The organism is Clostridium sp. UBA5712 (assembly GCF_002419845.1).
Taxonomy (GTDB): Bacteria; Bacillota; Clostridia; order Clostridiales; family Clostridiaceae; genus Clostridium_J; species Clostridium_J sulfidigenes.
In genome coordinates this window covers 45,070-63,864 of sequence record NZ_DIGW01000003.1, presented here as the reverse complement: position 1 = coordinate 63,864, position 18,795 = coordinate 45,070, and the positions used below count along the sequence as shown (strand labels likewise).

Below are 18,795 nucleotides of genomic sequence, written 5' to 3'. Positions count from 1 at the left end.
CTGATTAACGTAGAAAAAGCTACAGATTTTTATACAATCTGTAGCTTCATTTTTTAACCTTAATATACTTTTCATTGCATATCATAAAGGGAATTTCAATACCCTAAACATATATAATATAGAGAGTCATGGTTACTTACGGTACCATTGACCGTAATATTTATGACATTAACCTTTTTATTTGATTTATACACCTAATCTAATGAAATATTATTCTTAGAACTTTTTAGTTTGTTCAGTGCAAAGCCAATATAAATATAAGCTATAGTATGATATACTAACCAATAGAAACTAAAATGTTCTATACTTAAAATTTTCAAGATTGTATTTATTATAAGCGGAGTAGTTAGTGCATAAATGCTTAATCTATACAACTGTCCATATTTCAACTTTGTTTTAAAAATTCCATTGATTATAAGAGCAAATAGAGCTAACAATAGAGCACTTAAGAGTCCACCCAAGAAATATCCAAGAATACTTACAATAAAAATAAATGGTATAATAATCTTCGCGTAAGGTAAATAGCTATATATTATATCTTTATTAATGGTTAATCCTTGTAATGATTTGAATTCGGTTACTTGTGTTTGTAATTCATTCTCTTTTTGAATCATTTTATCTTTTAGTATTAAAATACCTTTATTATGAGAATTTAAAACATCAGGATTTGTGCTGTTAGTTGTGTCTATAATAATATAATTATCTTCATCTTCTGATAAAACCATTGGCATACTGCCCTCAACACTTAACTCTCCATTTATAAGCTCAAAGTTTGGACAATTGTCATTATATATTTGTATAAGCTCTGATATGCCATTATTAACCTCAATAGATCCTCTTATAGATCCAATAGCTCCAAGAAACAGCGATATTAATAGTAAATATAGTACTGCCTTCCCAGTAGTTTCTTTTAACACATTCTCATAATGCTCTATTCCTTGAATGCTACCTATTATTTTCCTCCAAAAACTTAACTTTATTTTTTCTGTATTCTCTTCCATAAAATCCTCCCAAATATATAAATATTTCTAATTATATATTTATTCGATAATTTTAGGACAATTCCTCTTTGTGATTAGAAAAGAGCTCCATCATTTAAAAATTAATATTAAATTTCTTGGTCTTGATATAGAAGTTAAAAGCAAAGAAAAAAGTGCTCCATCCTCACAAGATTAGCACCTTTTCTTAATTAAACTTATTAATTTCATCCAATAGCCCTAAAACAAAATAAATGTTCTAAGGATTAGCTTAGTGTTGACGCACTAAGCTTTTCTTATTTTGCTTTGCATAAGTTCGATTAACTAAATCACAGATTTAGAATTTTACTTATACTATATCAAATTTTTATAAAAAATAAACCTATATAATTTTTTCTATTTAATAATCTTAATCTGAATAATATAAAATTGGAATTTGTCATTCAAACTATGATAAAGCTATTTATATCTTGGATATTCTGGAAGTAAATCAATTAGCTTGATTGTCTTTCCTTCATTATCAAGTAACATTTCAATTTTATCTGTATTTTTTCCAAGATGCATCATAAATTCTCTGCACGCACCACAAGAAGGTATCACTTTTCCATCCTTATAAACAGAAACGACTTTATCTACTTCATTTTCTCCATGCGTGAGCATTGTTGATAAAGCATTTCTCTCCGCACACATTCCTAATGAACCATTTGTATCGACGCAGATACCTACATAAATATTTCCCTTTTTTGTTAACACAGCTGAAGCAACACTTCCAACCCACATCGTGTTTGAGACTTCATGTGGATTTATTACATTCATAGCTTCTTTATAAAGTTTTTCCCATATTGGTTCCATATTGTCCTCCTCAATCACCGATTCATTACGGCGACAAATTACTATTTGTCTATTACATAAATTTGTTCCTAATTTTATTATAACATATTTTGTAAATATATCCTTACTTACGATATGGTATTTTTACTTATAAAATAGCCTTAACCAAATAATATAAATGCCTAAGGCTATAAATCTCACTTGGTCTTAAAGGAAACTCGACTTACTTCGTTCGCTGAGTAAGTTCGTCTAACTAAATCAAAGATTTAGAGGCTTACTTATGATACGGTTCTCCGTAACTACTCAAAGTGAGGTTTTTCCATTTTATTCTTGTGTATATATTCTACATAATTATGGTATAATTCTAAAGTAATATTTTGAAATCCGTAGAAGGATGGCTACGGGGGTTTTGAACGTTTTATCCTCCTTACGGGCTATTGGTGAATAATTTCACTATAGCTTAGGAGGTGGTATTGGATATGTTTAATACTTTTATAAAGTGTGTATCAATCATTTATGTGATTAAACTAGTTTTAAAACATAATCTTTTTATACATTACTTAAAAATTAAGATTAAGTTTCTAGGTCTTGATATAGAAGTTAAAAGCAAAGAAAAAAGCACTCCATCCCAGCAAGAATAGTTGTGCTTTTTCTAATAATTTATACTAAATAAATTAAATCCAATAGCCCTAAAACAAAATAAATGTTCTAAGACTTAGCTTAGTGTTGACGCACTAAGCTTTTCTTATTTAGCTTTGCATAAGTTCGATTAACTAAATCATAGATTTAGAATCTTACTTATATTATATCAAATTTTTATCAAAAATAAACCTAAATAATTTTTTCTATTTAAAAATCTTTAACTAACACATAAATTAGAATTCAAAAATTACTTTTTTACTTTTGGAGCAGGAAGTTCTTCATACATTTTTGTAATCAGTTGATATAGAAACTCTTTATTATCAACATCGTCAACCAAAAACATTGGTTTTGCCCCATCATAAGGCAACTCTTCAATTGCTCCTAGCATCAAGTGTCTACTTGTCTTGGTTATCTTAACCAAAAACCGGTCATCGTATATTCCACCAAAAATTTTTCCTCGAAAATATAAAATATATTCTCCCATCATTTTTCTGAAGGAAATATCGTCCAGCATATCTAATTGCCCAATAATAAAATCTAAATACTCTTGACTAGAAGCCATATCTTATCCCACCTTACAAATTTACTATTTATCTCTTCCTCAAATTTATTCTTAATTATATTATAATATATTTTGTTAAATTTTAATTACTTATGATACGGTCTTTTCACCTACAAAAACAGCCTTAACCAAGTAATATAAATGCCTAAGTTTAAAACCTCACTTGGTCTTAAAGGAAACTCGACTCACTTCGTTCGCTGAGTAAGTTCGCCTAACTAAATCAAAGATTTAGAGGCTTACTTATGGTACGGTTCTCCGTAACAGTTGCAAGTGCGGTTTTTTTATCATTGTATTCACAATATCTACAGCTCCATTATATATTATAGATAAACACTTGATAACTTAATAAGAAATATGAAATAAGTTGATTCTACTGAATATATAAGGTTACTAAATTTTATTGATACACTGAATGTTTTTTTGTTAGATTTTGAATTATAATCAATAACTATTGCGGTATATTTTTGAAACAAAAGATACGAAACCCATCATCTATCTAAATTTCTTCTTATTCATTATCTATATAAATAATTAAACTACTAATGATTATTACCAATTTACTAGTAATATTGTTCTATCAATCTAACTTCTTGTTCACATTTATGCTTATTTAATAATGCTATTAATTTTTCACGGTCATAATAAATATCAAGGTTATCTGATTTTAATTTTCCCATCTGACTTATTTTTTCTATAGCAATTTTTTCTATATTAGCTGTAGTTATATAACAAGCTTTTATCCTTCTCTCTGGATCTTGTAGCCTTTCTTGCGCTTTATTAAGAGTATGAGCAAAAAACCACTTTATAGTATTCTTCTCTGGCTTTTTTTCTTCTTCGATATACTTCCCGAGCTTTATTATATTACCTTTCTTATATCCTTTTAGTTCACATATAACTTTTTCATCATCAGTTTCTATAATATAATCATATTCATACGTATATTTTTCTTCATTTTCAGTATAATTTAACACATAATTTTGTCTAATAATACTACCCTTAAATATTTTCGAAAAAACCTTATACATTAATGCTTCAAAAAAATCACCTTTTAAATTTTGCAGATTTTCTTCTTGACCAGTACTTGCCAATGTCTCTAATGAATTTTCTATCTTATTAGTTATCTCATTGTTATCATGTTCTTGTTCACATATGTTTAGCAATGAGATTATTTTCAAATTTTCTAAAATAGTTACTATCTTTTCTCCAAAAATCACCTTTGCGTCAAAACATATAATATTTAAATTTTTAATTTCTCTTTTTACACTATCTGATATATTAGATGCAAAAATTATAGGTATTATTTTTCTTTTTTTTTCCTTTACACTATTTCTAAAAACTTGCAATCTATCATAAAAACCTTTTAAATCAGTATAAGTATATTCTCTACTAATACATATCTCTATAGGTACAAATGATTTGCTCTCTTTTTCTTTGTTAACTATATTATCATTAAAGCCAACCGCTCCAGTATATACGCATGCATCCCATACTAAACTATTAATGATAACTCCATTACAAGGCATATTCTTATTTCTATATAATGCATCTTTACTATCTACAATATTATTTTTTTGTAGCCATCTTAAAATTATAGGAAGAAATATACACTCCATCTTCATCTCTAGATAATAGTTTTTCATGTAATTTATACTTCTATTTTCTGAATGAATTTCAGCAATATACTTGATTCCTTGATCCTCCATTGTCTGCACATTCTTAATTTTACTAATAATTCTTATTATTTCTTCAAATTGTGTTATTTTTGAACTTGTCTTTTCAGTGGTACATGCTGCTATCTTGTATATCTCAAAGTATGAAATTATTCCCTTATTATCTTCAAAACGATTTAAAACTCTGTATATATTAGGTCTAGTATCCTTAAATTTGCCTTTAAGTACATCTTCATCTATGTCATAACTCATTCCCCAATACACATATTGTCCCTTTCCAAAAGTAAATTCCTTATTCGTCTGTATTATGTGATTCTTAATTGCTAATTCAATAATTTTTCTAGCATAAACCTCACTGCAATTAAACTTTTGTATTAAAATATCTTTTATTTCTCCTCCTAAAAGATATTTCTTTTGATTATTAAATAATATATTTAAATAATCTTCATATTTGTTCATAACAATTCTCCTATTTCTAAATTCACACTGCCCTTATAAATATTAATTTTGTTTATAATGCTGTCCTCTAAAATTTGATTATACCTTAATATCGTCTGTATATAGTAGACACTCCTCTATATATTAATAATTACATTCTCAAAAATTTTCATTAATATCCTTTTTTAATAACATAAAAGAGAGAACCTTCTCAATATGAATTTGGTTCTCCTTAGTTACTTAAATACATTAGTAAGTTATCTTATCTATTAGTATTCTTTATGACTCTACAATACACTAAAACTTATTATCATTCCTAACCTATATATAATCTTGGACATACTTACATATATACTTTTTACTAATTTCATTAATATGTACTAACAAGCGTTTTACCCTTTACTTTTTCAGTAACTTCTATATATAGTTTGTCCTCCTGCATTTGTTGCACTACCCCATTATAACTTGGAAAAATTTTAGAAGCGTTGTAACTTACCCTTTTTAAATATTCGTATAATTCGCCTGCATATTTGTTTGGAATTTTAAACTTATACAATATTCCTTCACCTCTATGACATGATAACGTAGTAATCAGTTCATCTAAAGGTGTCCTATCAACCACTTTATCATCATTCATTTTGCAACTTATTCTCCAATAAGACAATACTCCCTTTTGAGCCTTTAAATTAGGATTTGAATAATATGATGGAACCACAAGTTTTAATGGGCAATCATCTACTTTCATTGTATAAATTTGTTGCTCATTTACTTGAACATGTTTAGCATTTAATGCCCAGATAACAAAAAACTCATCCTTATTATCGATTAAACGTTTCATAGCTCCAACACATGCAAAATAAAGAGCTACAAATAAATCATCAGACCAATCTAGTAACCTTGTTAAAGCTCCATAATGCTGTGCTAACGCCGCCAATTCAGTAATTTCTGAATATATCCAATCTCTACACTCATGTTGAAACAAAAACTCTGGCGACATTTCATCAAAATAGTGTTTGTTCATCAATTCTCCACCATGTACTTTCAATCCAACATCATTTGCTAGTTTATAAAACTTTCTTAAAATTCTATACTCTGTAAATATCTGCAACCATTCCGTCTCATTTATTTTAAAACAACTCAACCCATCTTGTTGCATTAATTTTTCAACATTGTTTTTCCTTAGAGCAGAAGGCAATAACTTATAAGAATCAGATGCCTCTCCTCTATATACATACCCATTAAGTTTCTTACCAATTGCTCCATTTGGCAATATATCATTTAGAAATTCATTTAAATCATCAAAAATATATTCTTTAACTTTCATACTTTACCCCTTGAATATTTTTACTATAATACCAAGTATATCATTTCGACTATTATTATCAAGTCTATATATCTATCTTCTTTTAACTTTTCATTTTCCCTTCTTTCAATCATGTAATAAAAAATATTTTTACCTGCTAATAAAAATTCTTCTATAACGAACTACCAATCAAACATATTCACATAATGATCTAATGCTCAAATCATTTCATTAAATGAACGCTACTTATGATACGGTATTTTTACTTATAAAAACAGCCTTAACCAAGTAATATAAATGCCTAAGTTTAAAACCTCACTTGGTCTTAAAGGAAACTCGACTCACTTCGTTCGCTGAGTAAGTTCGCCTAACTAAATCAAAGATTTAGAGGCTTACTTATGGTACGGTTCACCCTTTATTATCCTATATCCCCTATATATCTGTTCTAGAAGCATTACTCTGAACAATTGATGGGGAAAGGTCATTTTAGAAAAACATATTTTATAATTAGCTCTTTTTATAACTTGATCTGATAGACCTAAGCTTCCTCCTATGATAAAAACTAAATTAGAGTTTCCTTCTAATCCACAGTTATCTATGAAATTTGCAAATTCTTCAGATGAAATTTGTTTTCCTTTTAAATCCATGGCTACAACATAAGCATTATCTTTAATTTTTGATAATATGCTTTGACCTTCTTTATCCTTTATTTGAAGTTCTTCCTTTTCTGATGCATTATCTGGTGTTTTCTCATCTTGAAGTTCTATTATTTCAAGCTTACAGTATCTTGATAATCTTTTAGAATATTCATCTATGGCATCTCTTAAATATTTTTCTTTTATTTTTCCTACAGTTATTAATGTTATATTCACTAAACATCCTCCTAATTTTTTAATTTAACTAATAAGTTCATAATACTATTTGAGCAGTAAAATCTCTGAAACCCGCATGAACAGAACAAATAGTTAACTATTTTTCTAGTTTTATAGTTCCATATTTAAATAGTTTTATATTAATCTATTTGTATAGTTTTACAATAAACTATACTAGCACCACACCAATAATACCTATATTTTACTATGAATAATTTAGAATGTCATAGGTAAAATTATAATAGATACTAATTAAATATTATATAGGTGGTGTCTAAATATGAAAAAATTTTTAAAGATTAATTTATTTGCTTTTTTAACTATAATTCTATCCTTTAATTATGTTGTATGTTATGCTACTCCTATTCCAGATGTAAAGTTAATGGTTGATTCTCCAACTGCTTTTGAATTACCAAAATATTTTAGAAAGAGCACAGATAAAATTACTCCTTCAGAAAATATAAATTTGTCTGGTCTAGATAAGCTTAATATTTCTGGTAGTGGTCAATTTTCTAAAACTGGAGTTCCTTTAATGAAGAAGTCTATAGGTAATGTGCCTATAACTATTATTGACTTAAGAGAAGAATCCCATGGATTTATTGATGGGATTCCTGTAAGTTGGCAAAATGCTAACAACGATGCAAATAGAGGCTTAACAGTAAATGAAATCATTGCTGATGAAAACTCTAGATTAAAATCTATCCCACTTAATAAACCTATTGCTTTAGAGGGTTTTAAAGATGTAATTATACCTTCAAAGGTTCAAAATGAAACTGAGCAGTCTGAAGCTTATTCATTATCTTATATTCGTATTCCTGTAACATATAAAAATTTACCTACAGAGGCTATGGTAAATTATTTTATGGAAGTTGTAAAAAATCAACCTGAAGGCAGCTGGCTTCATTTCCATGGCAATGAAGGACTTGAAAGAACTACGACTTTTATGATAATGTACGATATTATGAAAAATTGTAAAGAAGTTAATCTAAATGATATTATTACTCGCCAAGTCTTATTGTCCAAGATGGATAAAAATACTAGTGATAAATTTTATTCAGGAGAAGTTTATAATTTTTTAAATAATTTTTATAATAATTGTAAGTCCAGCGAATCTAACTCTAATAAACAGACTTCATAGAAACTTTAACTGTTATCTCACTACTTTTATTAAATTTATCAAAGCAATCTATTTTACTATGAAAATAACTCACCATATTAATTATGATGAGTTATTTTTAAATTATATATAATATAACTTATATATTACTTTAGTGCTTTAAGAGCTACAGTATTTAATAAGCTCCATGGTTTATTAAAGTGTGGTTGGAAAAAGAAATCTGTCATTGCCAGTTCTTCTATGGTCATGTTATTTTGAATTACTACAGATAGGGTATTCATGTGTTGAGTTAAATCTTCATCAGAAATAATCTGTCCTCCAAGAATTCTTCTTGTAGCTTTGTCATAAACAAGCTTTATGGTTGCTTCCTTATAGGTTGGCATAAATTCTGGTCTATGATTTTCACTAACCATTACTGAGTCAATCTCCATAGATGTGGTTTTCTTAGCAACCTCTTCTGTTAACCCTGTTGATGCTATACATTTATCATATATCTTTATTCCTGAAGTACCTTGGGTTCCCATATACTTAAGAGTTGGGTTTACTAGGTTTTTAGCAACTAAGGTTCCCATTCTTACAGCATTAGTTGCAAGAGGAATATATCTCTTATCCCTTGCTGGATTATATTCTACAACACAGCAATCTCCAGCTGCAAATACATCTTTAACACTAGTTCTCATATATTCATCTATTATTATTGCTCCATTTGGAAGAGTGTCTAATTTTCCTTTTACTAAACTTGTACTTGGTATAAATCCTATGCAAAGTACTACTAAATCTGCTTCACGACTTCCTTTATCAGTTACTACCTTAGATACTATACCATTTTCTCCTTCAAACCTTTGAACTTTTTCACCTAAAGCTAGTTTTACTCCACGTTTTTTAAATTCATTCTCTGCTATTTCTGTAAATTCTTTATCAAGATATTTACTCATTATTCTGTCTTCTGCATCAACTAGGGTTACATTTTTACCTTTCATTTCAAAGGCTTCAGCAAGTTCTACCCCTATATATCCAGCTCCTACAACTGTTACATTCTTAGCATCAGCTGATTTTTCTATAATTGTTTTTGCATGACTATAATTTTTACATAGTAATATATTTTTTAGGTTTCTTCCTTCAAAATTAGGAACTATTGGCCACGATCCTAAGGTTAAAATTAATTTATCATATTTTTCTTTTACTATATCACCAGTCTTTAAATTTGTAGCTGTGATTATTTTTTCATCCATATCAATATCAGTTACATCATAATTCATTCTCATGTTTATACCAAGGTTATTTAAATTTTCTGGGGAATTATAAAATAATTTTTCTGGTTCATTTACTACATTAGATACACTTAAAGCAATTCCACAAGAAAGGAAAGATATATTATCATTTCTCTCATAAACTGTAATCTCACTATCTGGGTAAAGTTGTTTTGCATTTACTACCGCTGCTGTTCCTGCGTGTGTACATCCTATTACTGCAATTTTCATAATACATGACCTCCTATAATTTACACCTAAATAAAATTTATTCTTATATTATATTCTAAAAGTTATTTAATTATAATCTCATAACAACGTTTGTTATTTAACAATCATTATCTAATAATATTTTACCTCAAATATCATTTTATTCAACCATGCTATTAGTATATATAGATAGATAAGCTTTCATTCCCTTAACTTTTCTTTAATTTTCATTATTTTTCATATAGTTATAAAAAAGTGCTTTAGCAAAATATTTTAGACTAACTTATTTTGCCAAAGCACTTACTCTAATATTCGTATTTTAATTAATATCCTAATTCCTCATTCAAGAAAATTACATGTATCCTATCCTTATTTCCCTGTCTTCTTATTATAGTATATTCATTGCAAATTCTATCTTCACTTGAACAATCCATACAATGGCCTACCTTTACACAAGGAGTAACTTTATTTAATCTTTTGCAATTTGCAGGTGCTGATACTCTTTCATTTCTCTTAATGGCTTCTTCAATATTCTCTACAATTTTATTTATTCCTGCTATGATTATTACTTTATCTGGACCATATAACATAGCTGCTACCCTATTTCCATTGCCATCTACATTGTATAACTCTCCTTTTTCTGTAATTGCATTAGTACTAGTAAAATATACGTCAGCAGAGAAAGTGTTTCTATATAATTTTTTCAAATCATCCTTACTTAACCCATCCTCATATCTGTCTAGGAAATTATATTTTCCACTTCTTAAATAATCAATAACTCCAGTTTCAAATAGGCTCATTGAACCACCACAACTTACTGTATCACCATCATTGGTAAGTTCATTAATTTTCTCAATGAGTTCTTCATGACTATTTACTAAATAGCCATTCATACCATTCTTTTTAAGTGAATTAATTGTACTATTAACCCTACTTTCCTTTAGCCATTTCATATTTTTATCCATAAACAATCCCCCTGTAAATTTATCATATAATTAATTATATCATAGCCATATATAGAATATCTTACAATAATACATATATAAAAAACCCTAATGAATAAAAAATTCACTAGGGCTAATGTTTATATTATTTTCCGCAACATTTCTTGTACTTTTTACCACTTCCACAAGGACATGCATCATTTCTACCTACTTTAACTTCATTTATTACTGTTTTTGATTCTCTCCAAGTTTTTTGTATCTCTTTTCTTTTTTCTGGTGAGAATATTCTATCCCATTGTGATAATGTATAAAGATAGTCTGCTTTAGAATCAAGCATATTGAAGTATAGTTTTTCATAATCTATTTTGAAGCTAACTTCTGAATCACTTTCTATAGCTTCAAGATCTAATTCTTTATCTATACTTTCATTTATTCCATCTAAGAATCCCATAAAGTAAATTTCATTAACGTCAAATTCTTTAACTAATTCAGAGAACTTTCCACTAATAACACCGCCATCAATTGCTAAGGCTTTTGTATATATTGATTTTTCAACCTTTGCATACTCTTTCCAAAATGCAGGTTCTCCATTTTCTTTTACATACTCTACAACATAATTTGTCCAATTGCTATATATGCTCATGTTATTTTCTCCTTCTTTATAACAAAATTTGTTTATCTATTTTATTAATTATAATAAATTTTTATTTATCTTTCAATAATATCTTATTTCTGTATTTTTAAAGTAATTATTTCATCCTTAGTAAATGGTTTTGATATATTATAGTTTCCACCTAAACTTTCAACACCTTGATTATTTACTGTAATCATTATTTTACTCACAGATTTCAGCTGACTCAAAGAGTTTGATATAGACTTAAGTATTGTTACTTCTTGAACTTCAGACATTTCAAACATAGCTTCTGGGCTTAAATTAATATTTGCTATGCCATCCTTAATAGAAAAACTTAAAAGCCTTGTTTCCTTTGGTAAAATAGGCTTGCTTTTTTCACTAACTTTAGCTGGCCCTTTGATGAGTTCTTGCATGATCATCTCACCTATTAAATCCTCACTATTAATTAGTCTCTCTTCCTTTATGAGCTCGGACTTTTCAGCATCTCCTCCAAAGTATAAAGTTATATCAATATAGCCATCATCCTCTGTAGCTCCTTTAGTATTTTCAAGTTTCTCTTTACTTATTATACTTGCCTTATCTTTCTTTATACTCATAGTTTTTGTAAGGTAAATTCCGCCTACAACTAGTGCTATTACAACTACTGTTATTGTTAATACTAAACTAAAGGTCTTCTTTTTCATTCTACACCTCCTATTACTAACCAAACTTTTTATCCGATGACTCCCACTCTAATACTACCATCTTCTTCAAAGTAGGAGTAAAGAGTGGCTACGTCCCTGGATAACGACTTCTAGAGCTTCAAAGAAGCTAAGAACTCTGTTTATATTTCTGATAATATACTATGCCTATCTCTATTGCACATTTTTAATTCTATATCTTTTTCTACGCTAATATTGTTTTCCCTTAATACACTTGCTACAGTTTCATAAGCAAGCTCCGGATAATTATTTGTTTTACTTAGATGCCCTAAGTATATAGTTTTATGATTTCCTTTTAAAATATCTACTATAGCTTTACCACAATCTTCATTGGATAAATGTCCTTTTGCACTTAGTATTCTTTGCTTTAATGGATATGGATATGGTCCAAATTTAACCATTTCTATATCATGATTACTCTCTATTAAAATCATATCACTATCTTCTAGTGCCATTTTTACTTCTATAGAAAAGTGACCTAAATCAGTAGCTATACAACATGATTTTTTAGAGCCATGTACTCTATAACCTCTAGGGCATACTGCATCGTGAGGTATAGGAAAATTCTCTATGGTCAAATCATTAATTTCAGTAAACTTACCATCAATTATTTTTATATTTTTCTCCTTAATATTTCCAATTTTCCCATCCATGGCTTCCCAGGTGAGACTTGGTGCATATATAGGAATATCGTATTTCCTTGAAAATACTCCGGCCCCTTTAATGTGATCTGAATGTTCATGAGTAATAAATATACCATCTATAGAATTAGGATTTATACCTATGTCCCCTAATTCTTTATCGATAGCCTTACCTGGCATTCCCACATCCACTAGAATGTTACTATTGTTTTCTGATACAAATATACTATTCCCACTGCTACCACTAAATAATGGGCAAAATTTCATAATTATCTCCTCAATCTAGTATCTAAAATACATATAAAACTTATATATTTACTCTTCTAATATCTGCACCTAAAGCTTTAAATTTTTCTTCTATATACAAATATCCTCTATCTATATGCTCAATGCCTTCAACTTCAGTTTTTCCTTGGGCTGAAAGACCTGCAATAACTAAAGCTGCACCTGCTCTTAAATCTGTAGCTTTAACATTAGCTCCAGATAAATTTTTAACTCCATCTATTATAGCTATTCTACCTTCTATTTTAACATTTGCACCCATCTTCTTTAACTCATCTATATGCTTAAATCTTGATTCATATATACTTTCATTTACAATGCTTCTTCCTTGCGCCATAGTTAAAAGAGTACTCATTGGCTGTTGTACATCTGTTGGAAATCCTGGATATGGTAAAGTCTTTATATTTACACCTTTAAGGTTATTTCCACTTCTAACTATAACTTTATCCTCATCTTCTATAACTTCTACACCCATTTCCAAAAGCTTTGCTGAAATAGATTCTAAGTGTTTTGGTATTACATTATTTAATGTAACATCTCCACCACAAGCTGCTGTTGCTATCATAAAGGTTCCAGCTTCAATTTGATCTGGTATAACTGAATAATTACATCCTGAAAGTTCCTCTACTCCAGTAATCTTTATTACATCCGTTCCAGCACCTTTTACATTTGCCCCCATAGTATTTAAGAAGTTGGCCACGTCTACTACATGTGGTTCTTTTGCTGCATTCTCTAAAACTGTAGTTCCTTCCGCAAGAACTGCTGCAAGCATGATATTTATAGTAGCTCCTACGCTAACTACATCAAAATATATAGTTGTTCCAACTAATTTTTCTGCAACCAGATTTACTGCACCATGTTCTATGGTAACTGTAGCTCCTAAGGCTTCAAATCCTTTGATATGCTGATCTATTGGTCTATCTCCAATAGGGCAGCCCCCTGGAAGTTCTACTCTAGCTTTTTTAAATCTAGATAATAATGATCCTAATAAGTAATAGGATGCTCTCATATTCCTTACTTCTGGGATTGTAGCATTGGTTGTTACTATATTTGTGCTATCAATTTTTATTGAATTACAACTTGATTCTACCTTACATCCTAAATATTCTAAAATAATTTCTAAACAATTTATATCTTCTATATTAGGAACATTCTCTATTGTACAAACTCCCTTAGATGCTAAAATTGCTGCTGGTAAAATTGCTACAGCTGCATTTTTTGCGCCATTAATATTTACATTTCCAAATAATGGATTGCCTCCATTTATAACTAATTTTTCCATACAGGTATCATCCTCACTATTTATATAATGTCCATACTTTACATATGTTAACTTAATTCCATGTCTATCTATATCTATGTCAATTAAACCTAATTCTTAAATGTTAAAATCTCATAATTATAATTATATCACAATGTTCGTATATTTTAATAAAAATTTTAAATTTATAAGTGTAATTTTTAATTTTTATTTTTATATACATATAAAAGTAAAAATATAATTAACTATATATGTCTATTATAACCTATTATTATATGTTATAATACTGTTAATTGTAGCGTTAAAGTATTTTATAATGATATAATACTTTATAATAAAAATCTACATTCGGGAGGAAAAAATGAAATATTATTTAGTTGCATTGGTGGATGATAAATCTGTTGATGACATTATATCTATCCAAAAATTTTTAAATAAGAAATATAAGTTGTATAAAAACATATCTAATTTGTACATTCCTCTAGGTTCTGTCTCTAATACAGAGCTTGATAAATTAGATGAGATAATCTCAAAAATTTTATCTCCTTATAAAAAATTTAAAGTTGGAATTGATAATGACATTTTCATTAACGATACATCTAATACCGTAAACTTAAAAGTTAAAGATAAAGGATACATAAACAAGATATCTAGAAGCATGTTTGACATGTTTAATACTCATGGTATAAGTGTTAAAGATTTCTCAACACTATCCTATTTTAACATGCCTATTTCTAATGCTAACAACGCAATTAGAAAGGCTTATTCAAATAACTTATTTACCTTAGATGAAAATAAAGATAAAACTGATTTGTTTAATTTTACTAAGATAAATAAAATCGAGATTTGGAAACAACTCAACAATAGAAGGGATACCTTAGTTAAAAGTTATGATTTAAAAGAGTTTTAATATTAAAAACAATTTCTTTTCTATGATTTTAACTTTATAATTAATAAAATTAAGCGAAGATATACCCCTTAAATTTTAAATAATTATATCCATATTAGGGTAAGCTATCTTTAAAAGGATGGTGAAAGTTTTTATGTTGGGTATAATTTTCTCAATAATTGCAGGGGTAACTATGAGTGTTCAAGGTGTATTTAATACAGAACTCTCAAAAAAAATTGGACTATGGGAGACCACAGTATTAACCCAAGCTATTGCACTTATAACTGCCCTAATAGTGTTATTCTTTGCAGGTGACGGTACCTTTAGAAATTTAAAAGATGCTAACAAACTTTACCTTTTGGCCGGAGTATTGGGTGCTGTTATTACGTTTACAGTAATTAAGGGTATGTCTAGTCTTGGTCCGGCTATAGCTGTAGCAACTATTCTTATTGCCCAACTTATTGCAGCTGCACTTATCAATCATTTTGGTTGGTTTGGCTCTACTGAAGCTGGATATGGAATACGAGAATGCATCGGTGTTGTCATAATGATAGTTGGAATTATAGTTTTTAAATGGAAAGGATAGCTTCTATCTTTTCTATTTTTTCGTAAGGAGTTTTAACTGTTCTCAAATAGAAATCTTTTTTCATATAAATCGAATTATTAAATCTTAAATTATTATTAATAGGAGGTAGACTATGGATTTTAAACAATTAGAAGCATTTATTACAGTGTCTAAACTTAGAAGTTTTTCTAAGGCTGCAAATGCTATTTACCTATCTCAACCTACTATAAGTTCTCATATTTCTAGTTTAGAAAAAGAACTTAATATTCAATTATTTGATAGAACATCTAAGGAAGTTAATCTTACACCTGTAGGAGAATCTTTTCTACAATATGCTAATGATATTATAAATTTAAGGAATAATGCTATCACCGATCTATCTAACTTCAATAATAATATTACTGGTGTCTTAAACATTGCTGCTAGCACTACTCCATGCAATTCCTTACTACCTACTCTTGTTTCAACCTTTAGTGAACTCTACTCAAACGTTAAATTTAACATTAAAGAACAAGGTTCTGTATCTATAATTAAAGATATTATAGATCTTAAATGTGAAATTGGTTTAGTTGGTACAATCATAGATAATTCAAAAATAAATAGTTATAAGATAATGGAAGATGAACTTGTTATTGTTTCTAATCCTAAATTAAATTTACCTGAAACTATTTCTATTGATGATTTAATAAAATATCCTTTTATAATAAGAGAAAAAGAATCTGCCACTCGACATACTTTAGAAGCTCAGCTTCATGCTAACAAAATAGATCCTAAGAAATTAAAAGTTCTTTGTGAGGTAAATAGTGTACATGCTCAACTTAAACTTATTAATCTAGGATTAGGAATTTCTATAATTAGTAAAAGCCTATGTGATGATGGCTTTATTAGTGGTAACATGTGTATAAGTCGAGTAGAAAATGTAGACTTAAGAAGAGATCTTTTCTTAATAGTAAGTTCTAAAAGAACTCTTACTCCTATTGCAAGAGCATTTTTCTCTATGTGTAAGAACATATATAATTTATAATAAAATTTACAAAGCTTTAAAAGCTAAGATTAGAATATAAAAATTCCTAATCTTAGCTTTTATTTTTATAATAAATAAAAGCTTTAACAAATACTCCTAGTTTACATATACTAATAAGTGTAATAAGTATATAAGGAGTATTTTATGCTTTTTAATAAAAAACTTGATCCAACTCTCAAAAATGTGATGGATAATGATATTTATAATAGATATAGAATAATAATTAAATATGGTAGCATTAAAAATTCAATAGAGAAAAACATTAAATCCTCAAAAGGTGAAGTCTTGTATAATATTAAATCCTTGCATTGTTTATGTGTACTTGCTACCAAAAGAGCTATTAAAAGAATTATAGAGCTTCCGGAAGTCAAATATATATGCATTGACGACATAGCATTTTTATGCAACAAAAATATCCTTCATGCCAATGGAATTTTTTTAGACAATAAAAGATTTGAAGTGTTAAAAAATAAAGAGGTTTCCGGTAAAGGCATAGGTATTGGTATTATTGATAGCGGCGTGTATCCACATATAGATTTATCTACCCCATCAAATAAAGTAAAAAAATTTATTGATATAATTAATGGTTCAACATACCCTTATGATGACAATGGTCATGGGACTTTTATTTCTGGATTAATATGTGGAGAAGGTACAAATAAAAAAGTAAAACAGCATGGCATTGCTGTTAATAGCCATTTAGTTATGGTAAAAGCCTTTAATAAGCTTGGTAAAGGGTATATTTCAGCTACTTTATTTGCTTTGGAATGTTTATATAATAGTATTGATGAATTTAATATAAAAATAGTATGTGCACCTTTTGAAATAACTACTTTAAATAAGTTTATTTTATCTCTATATGATAAAATTTTTACTATACTTAGAAATAAAAACATAATAATAGTTGTACCTGCTGGTAATAATGAAGATAAAGAAGATACTATAAAAGGTATTGCTCTATCTGATAAAGTGCTTACAATAGGTGGAATAGATACAAATTCTACTTATAAAATAAGTGATTATTCCTGTTGCGGCTCTAATAAAATATTAAAAAAACCTGATTTTGTTGCTGCCAGTGATGATATTATATCTTTAAACACTGACTGTAATTATATATCTGAGAAAGATGGTGAAAAAATATATCCCCCGCCTCTTACTTCCCCTTATACTATTCGTAGTGGAACCTCTATATCCTGTGCTTTTATAGCAGGTATCTGTGCACTATTATTTGAAATAAACAACGAGTTTACCTTTGATGATATATATACTTTATTGAGAATAAATTCAACCTTGATAAATGATAAAAAATATAAACAAGGTAATGGATATATAAATATTAACAACTTAATTGGTACTGATTTGTCTTCTATTTTAATTAATAAGGATAATAAAAATAAGCATAAACATAAAAAGTAAAGCACCCTCATTTACATGGGTGCTTTACTTTTTTATATTAATTTATCATTTAATAATTCATTTCTTAACATATCTAAAATATTTATAGTAGATTTTTCTCTTATTTCTTGCCTATCTCCAGAAAGGTTTAATTCTTTTGTTGTAACCTTGCCTTTATAATATAATCCTATATATACTCTTCCTACTGGTTTCTCAGCAGTTCCTCCACCTGGACCTGCTACTCCTGTAGTTGATATTCCTATATCAGCTCCTGAAGTCTTCGCTATTCCTTCAGCCATTTGAGCTGCTACCTGATGGCTAACAGCTCCAAATTTCTCAAAAGTTTCTCTTTTTACGTTAATTCTATTGATTTTAGCTTCATTACTATAGGTTACTACTCCTTCAAGTAAACTTTTTGATATACCAGGATAGTTAATTAATCTTGCTGCAACCATTCCTCCTGTACATGATTCTGCAGTAGAAATAGTTAAACCCTTATTAACTAACATTTCTCCTATTGCATCTTCTAGAGCGATCTCTCCTTCTCCATATATACTATCATTTATCATAGTTAATCTTAATCAGAA

18 protein-coding genes and 1 pseudogene are annotated in these 18,795 nt (G+C 28.4%); 6 read left to right on the top strand and 13 right to left on the bottom strand.

Translation table 11 applies throughout. The features are described 5' to 3' along the window. Positions 1-194: 194 nt before the first annotated feature. Together B3B03_RS01230 and B3B03_RS01225 are read right to left on the bottom strand one after the other, a co-directional pair. Entirely contained in the window at positions 195-1,001 is an 807-nt protein-coding gene (locus B3B03_RS01230; protein WP_346876275.1) for a DUF1189 domain-containing protein, read from the bottom strand. A 435-nt stretch (positions 1,002-1,436) separates the two neighbouring features. Then, positions 1,437-1,829: a cytidine deaminase gene (locus tag B3B03_RS01225; protein ID WP_346876274.1), complete on the bottom strand. Its 393-nt coding sequence runs from the start codon at positions 1,827-1,829 to the stop codon at positions 1,437-1,439. A gap of 458 nt (positions 1,830-2,287) precedes the next feature. Between B3B03_RS01225 and B3B03_RS01220 the strand changes: the two genes are divergently transcribed. Then, positions 2,288-2,449, top strand: coding sequence for a hypothetical protein (locus B3B03_RS01220; protein WP_346876273.1), 162 nt, complete (start codon positions 2,288-2,290; stop codon positions 2,447-2,449). Between the two features lie 248 nt (positions 2,450-2,697). On the opposite strand, the gene B3B03_RS01215 is transcribed toward B3B03_RS01220, so the two are convergent. The 4 genes from B3B03_RS01215 to rlmH form a co-directional block, all read right to left on the bottom strand. Continuing rightward, complete coding sequence (locus tag B3B03_RS01215; protein ID WP_346876272.1) at positions 2,698-3,012, bottom strand: TfoX/Sxy family protein; 315 nt, start codon at positions 3,010-3,012, stop codon at positions 2,698-2,700. A gap of 560 nt (positions 3,013-3,572) precedes the next feature. Further along, positions 3,573-5,141, bottom strand: a complete 1,569-nt coding sequence (locus B3B03_RS01210) for a hypothetical protein (RefSeq protein ID WP_346876271.1) — start codon at positions 5,139-5,141, stop codon at positions 3,573-3,575. Positions 5,142-5,490: 349 nt separating this feature from the next. Further along, positions 5,491-6,444, bottom strand: a complete 954-nt coding sequence (locus B3B03_RS01205) for an FRG domain-containing protein (RefSeq protein ID WP_346876270.1) — start codon at positions 6,442-6,444, stop codon at positions 5,491-5,493. Between the two features lie 371 nt (positions 6,445-6,815). Further along, entirely contained in the window at positions 6,816-7,295 is a 480-nt protein-coding gene (gene rlmH / locus B3B03_RS01200; RefSeq protein ID WP_035134602.1) for a 23S rRNA (pseudouridine(1915)-N(3))-methyltransferase RlmH, read from the bottom strand. A 280-nt stretch (positions 7,296-7,575) separates the two neighbouring features. Here rlmH and B3B03_RS01195 point away from each other — a divergent pair, with 280 nt between their 5' ends. After that, complete coding sequence (locus B3B03_RS01195; protein WP_346849205.1) at positions 7,576-8,433, top strand: fused DSP-PTPase phosphatase/NAD kinase-like protein; 858 nt, start codon at positions 7,576-7,578, stop codon at positions 8,431-8,433. A 125-nt stretch (positions 8,434-8,558) separates the two neighbouring features. Here B3B03_RS01195 and B3B03_RS01190 read toward each other — a convergent pair whose 3' ends face one another. The 6 genes from B3B03_RS01190 to B3B03_RS01165 form a co-directional block, all read right to left on the bottom strand. Then, on the bottom strand, positions 8,559-9,893 hold the full coding sequence (locus B3B03_RS01190) for an FAD-dependent oxidoreductase (RefSeq protein WP_346876269.1): 1,335 nt from the start codon (positions 9,891-9,893) through the stop codon (positions 8,559-8,561). A gap of 302 nt (positions 9,894-10,195) precedes the next feature. Continuing rightward, the gene (locus B3B03_RS01185; RefSeq protein WP_346849203.1) at positions 10,196-10,837 is read right to left on the bottom strand and encodes a lactate utilization protein; all 642 of its coding nucleotides are present in this window, start codon (positions 10,835-10,837) and stop codon (positions 10,196-10,198) included. 124 nt (positions 10,838-10,961) lie between these two features. Beyond that, complete coding sequence (locus B3B03_RS01180) at positions 10,962-11,459, bottom strand: SEC-C metal-binding domain-containing protein (protein WP_035134596.1); 498 nt, start codon at positions 11,457-11,459, stop codon at positions 10,962-10,964. 83 nt (positions 11,460-11,542) lie between these two features. Next, the gene (locus B3B03_RS01175) at positions 11,543-12,133 is read right to left on the bottom strand and encodes a GerMN domain-containing protein (RefSeq protein WP_346876268.1); all 591 of its coding nucleotides are present in this window, start codon (positions 12,131-12,133) and stop codon (positions 11,543-11,545) included. A gap of 140 nt (positions 12,134-12,273) precedes the next feature. Further along, on the bottom strand, positions 12,274-13,059 hold the full coding sequence (locus B3B03_RS01170) for an MBL fold metallo-hydrolase (RefSeq protein ID WP_346876267.1): 786 nt from the start codon (positions 13,057-13,059) through the stop codon (positions 12,274-12,276). A gap of 40 nt (positions 13,060-13,099) precedes the next feature. Next, positions 13,100-14,356: a UDP-N-acetylglucosamine 1-carboxyvinyltransferase gene (locus B3B03_RS01165; RefSeq protein WP_150844350.1), complete on the bottom strand. Its 1,257-nt coding sequence runs from the start codon at positions 14,354-14,356 to the stop codon at positions 13,100-13,102. A 340-nt stretch (positions 14,357-14,696) separates the two neighbouring features. Here B3B03_RS01165 and B3B03_RS01160 point away from each other — a divergent pair, with 340 nt between their 5' ends. The 4 genes from B3B03_RS01160 to B3B03_RS01145 all read left to right on the top strand — a co-directional run bounded on the left by B3B03_RS01160 (position 14,697) and on the right by B3B03_RS01145 (position 18,229). Then, a complete protein-coding gene (locus tag B3B03_RS01160) occupies positions 14,697-15,245 on the top strand; it encodes a hypothetical protein (RefSeq protein WP_035134591.1) in 549 nt (182 codons plus the stop codon). 133 nt (positions 15,246-15,378) lie between these two features. Then, positions 15,379-15,810 (top strand): DMT family transporter, encoded by a 432-nt coding sequence (locus B3B03_RS01155; protein WP_346849199.1) that lies wholly within the window; start codon positions 15,379-15,381, stop codon positions 15,808-15,810. A 112-nt stretch (positions 15,811-15,922) separates the two neighbouring features. Continuing rightward, positions 15,923-16,813, top strand: a complete 891-nt coding sequence (locus B3B03_RS01150; protein ID WP_346876266.1) for a selenium metabolism-associated LysR family transcriptional regulator — start codon at positions 15,923-15,925, stop codon at positions 16,811-16,813. Between the two features lie 144 nt (positions 16,814-16,957). Further along, the gene (locus B3B03_RS01145) at positions 16,958-18,229 is read left to right on the top strand and encodes a S8 family serine peptidase (protein ID WP_346849197.1); all 1,272 of its coding nucleotides are present in this window, start codon (positions 16,958-16,960) and stop codon (positions 18,227-18,229) included. A 32-nt stretch (positions 18,230-18,261) separates the two neighbouring features. Here the strand turns inward: B3B03_RS01145 and B3B03_RS01140 are convergent. Further along, a pseudogene (locus B3B03_RS01140) lies at positions 18,262-18,777 on the bottom strand (nicotinamide-nucleotide amidohydrolase family protein); the annotation flags it as partial. Between the last annotated feature and the right edge of the window lie 18 nt (positions 18,778-18,795).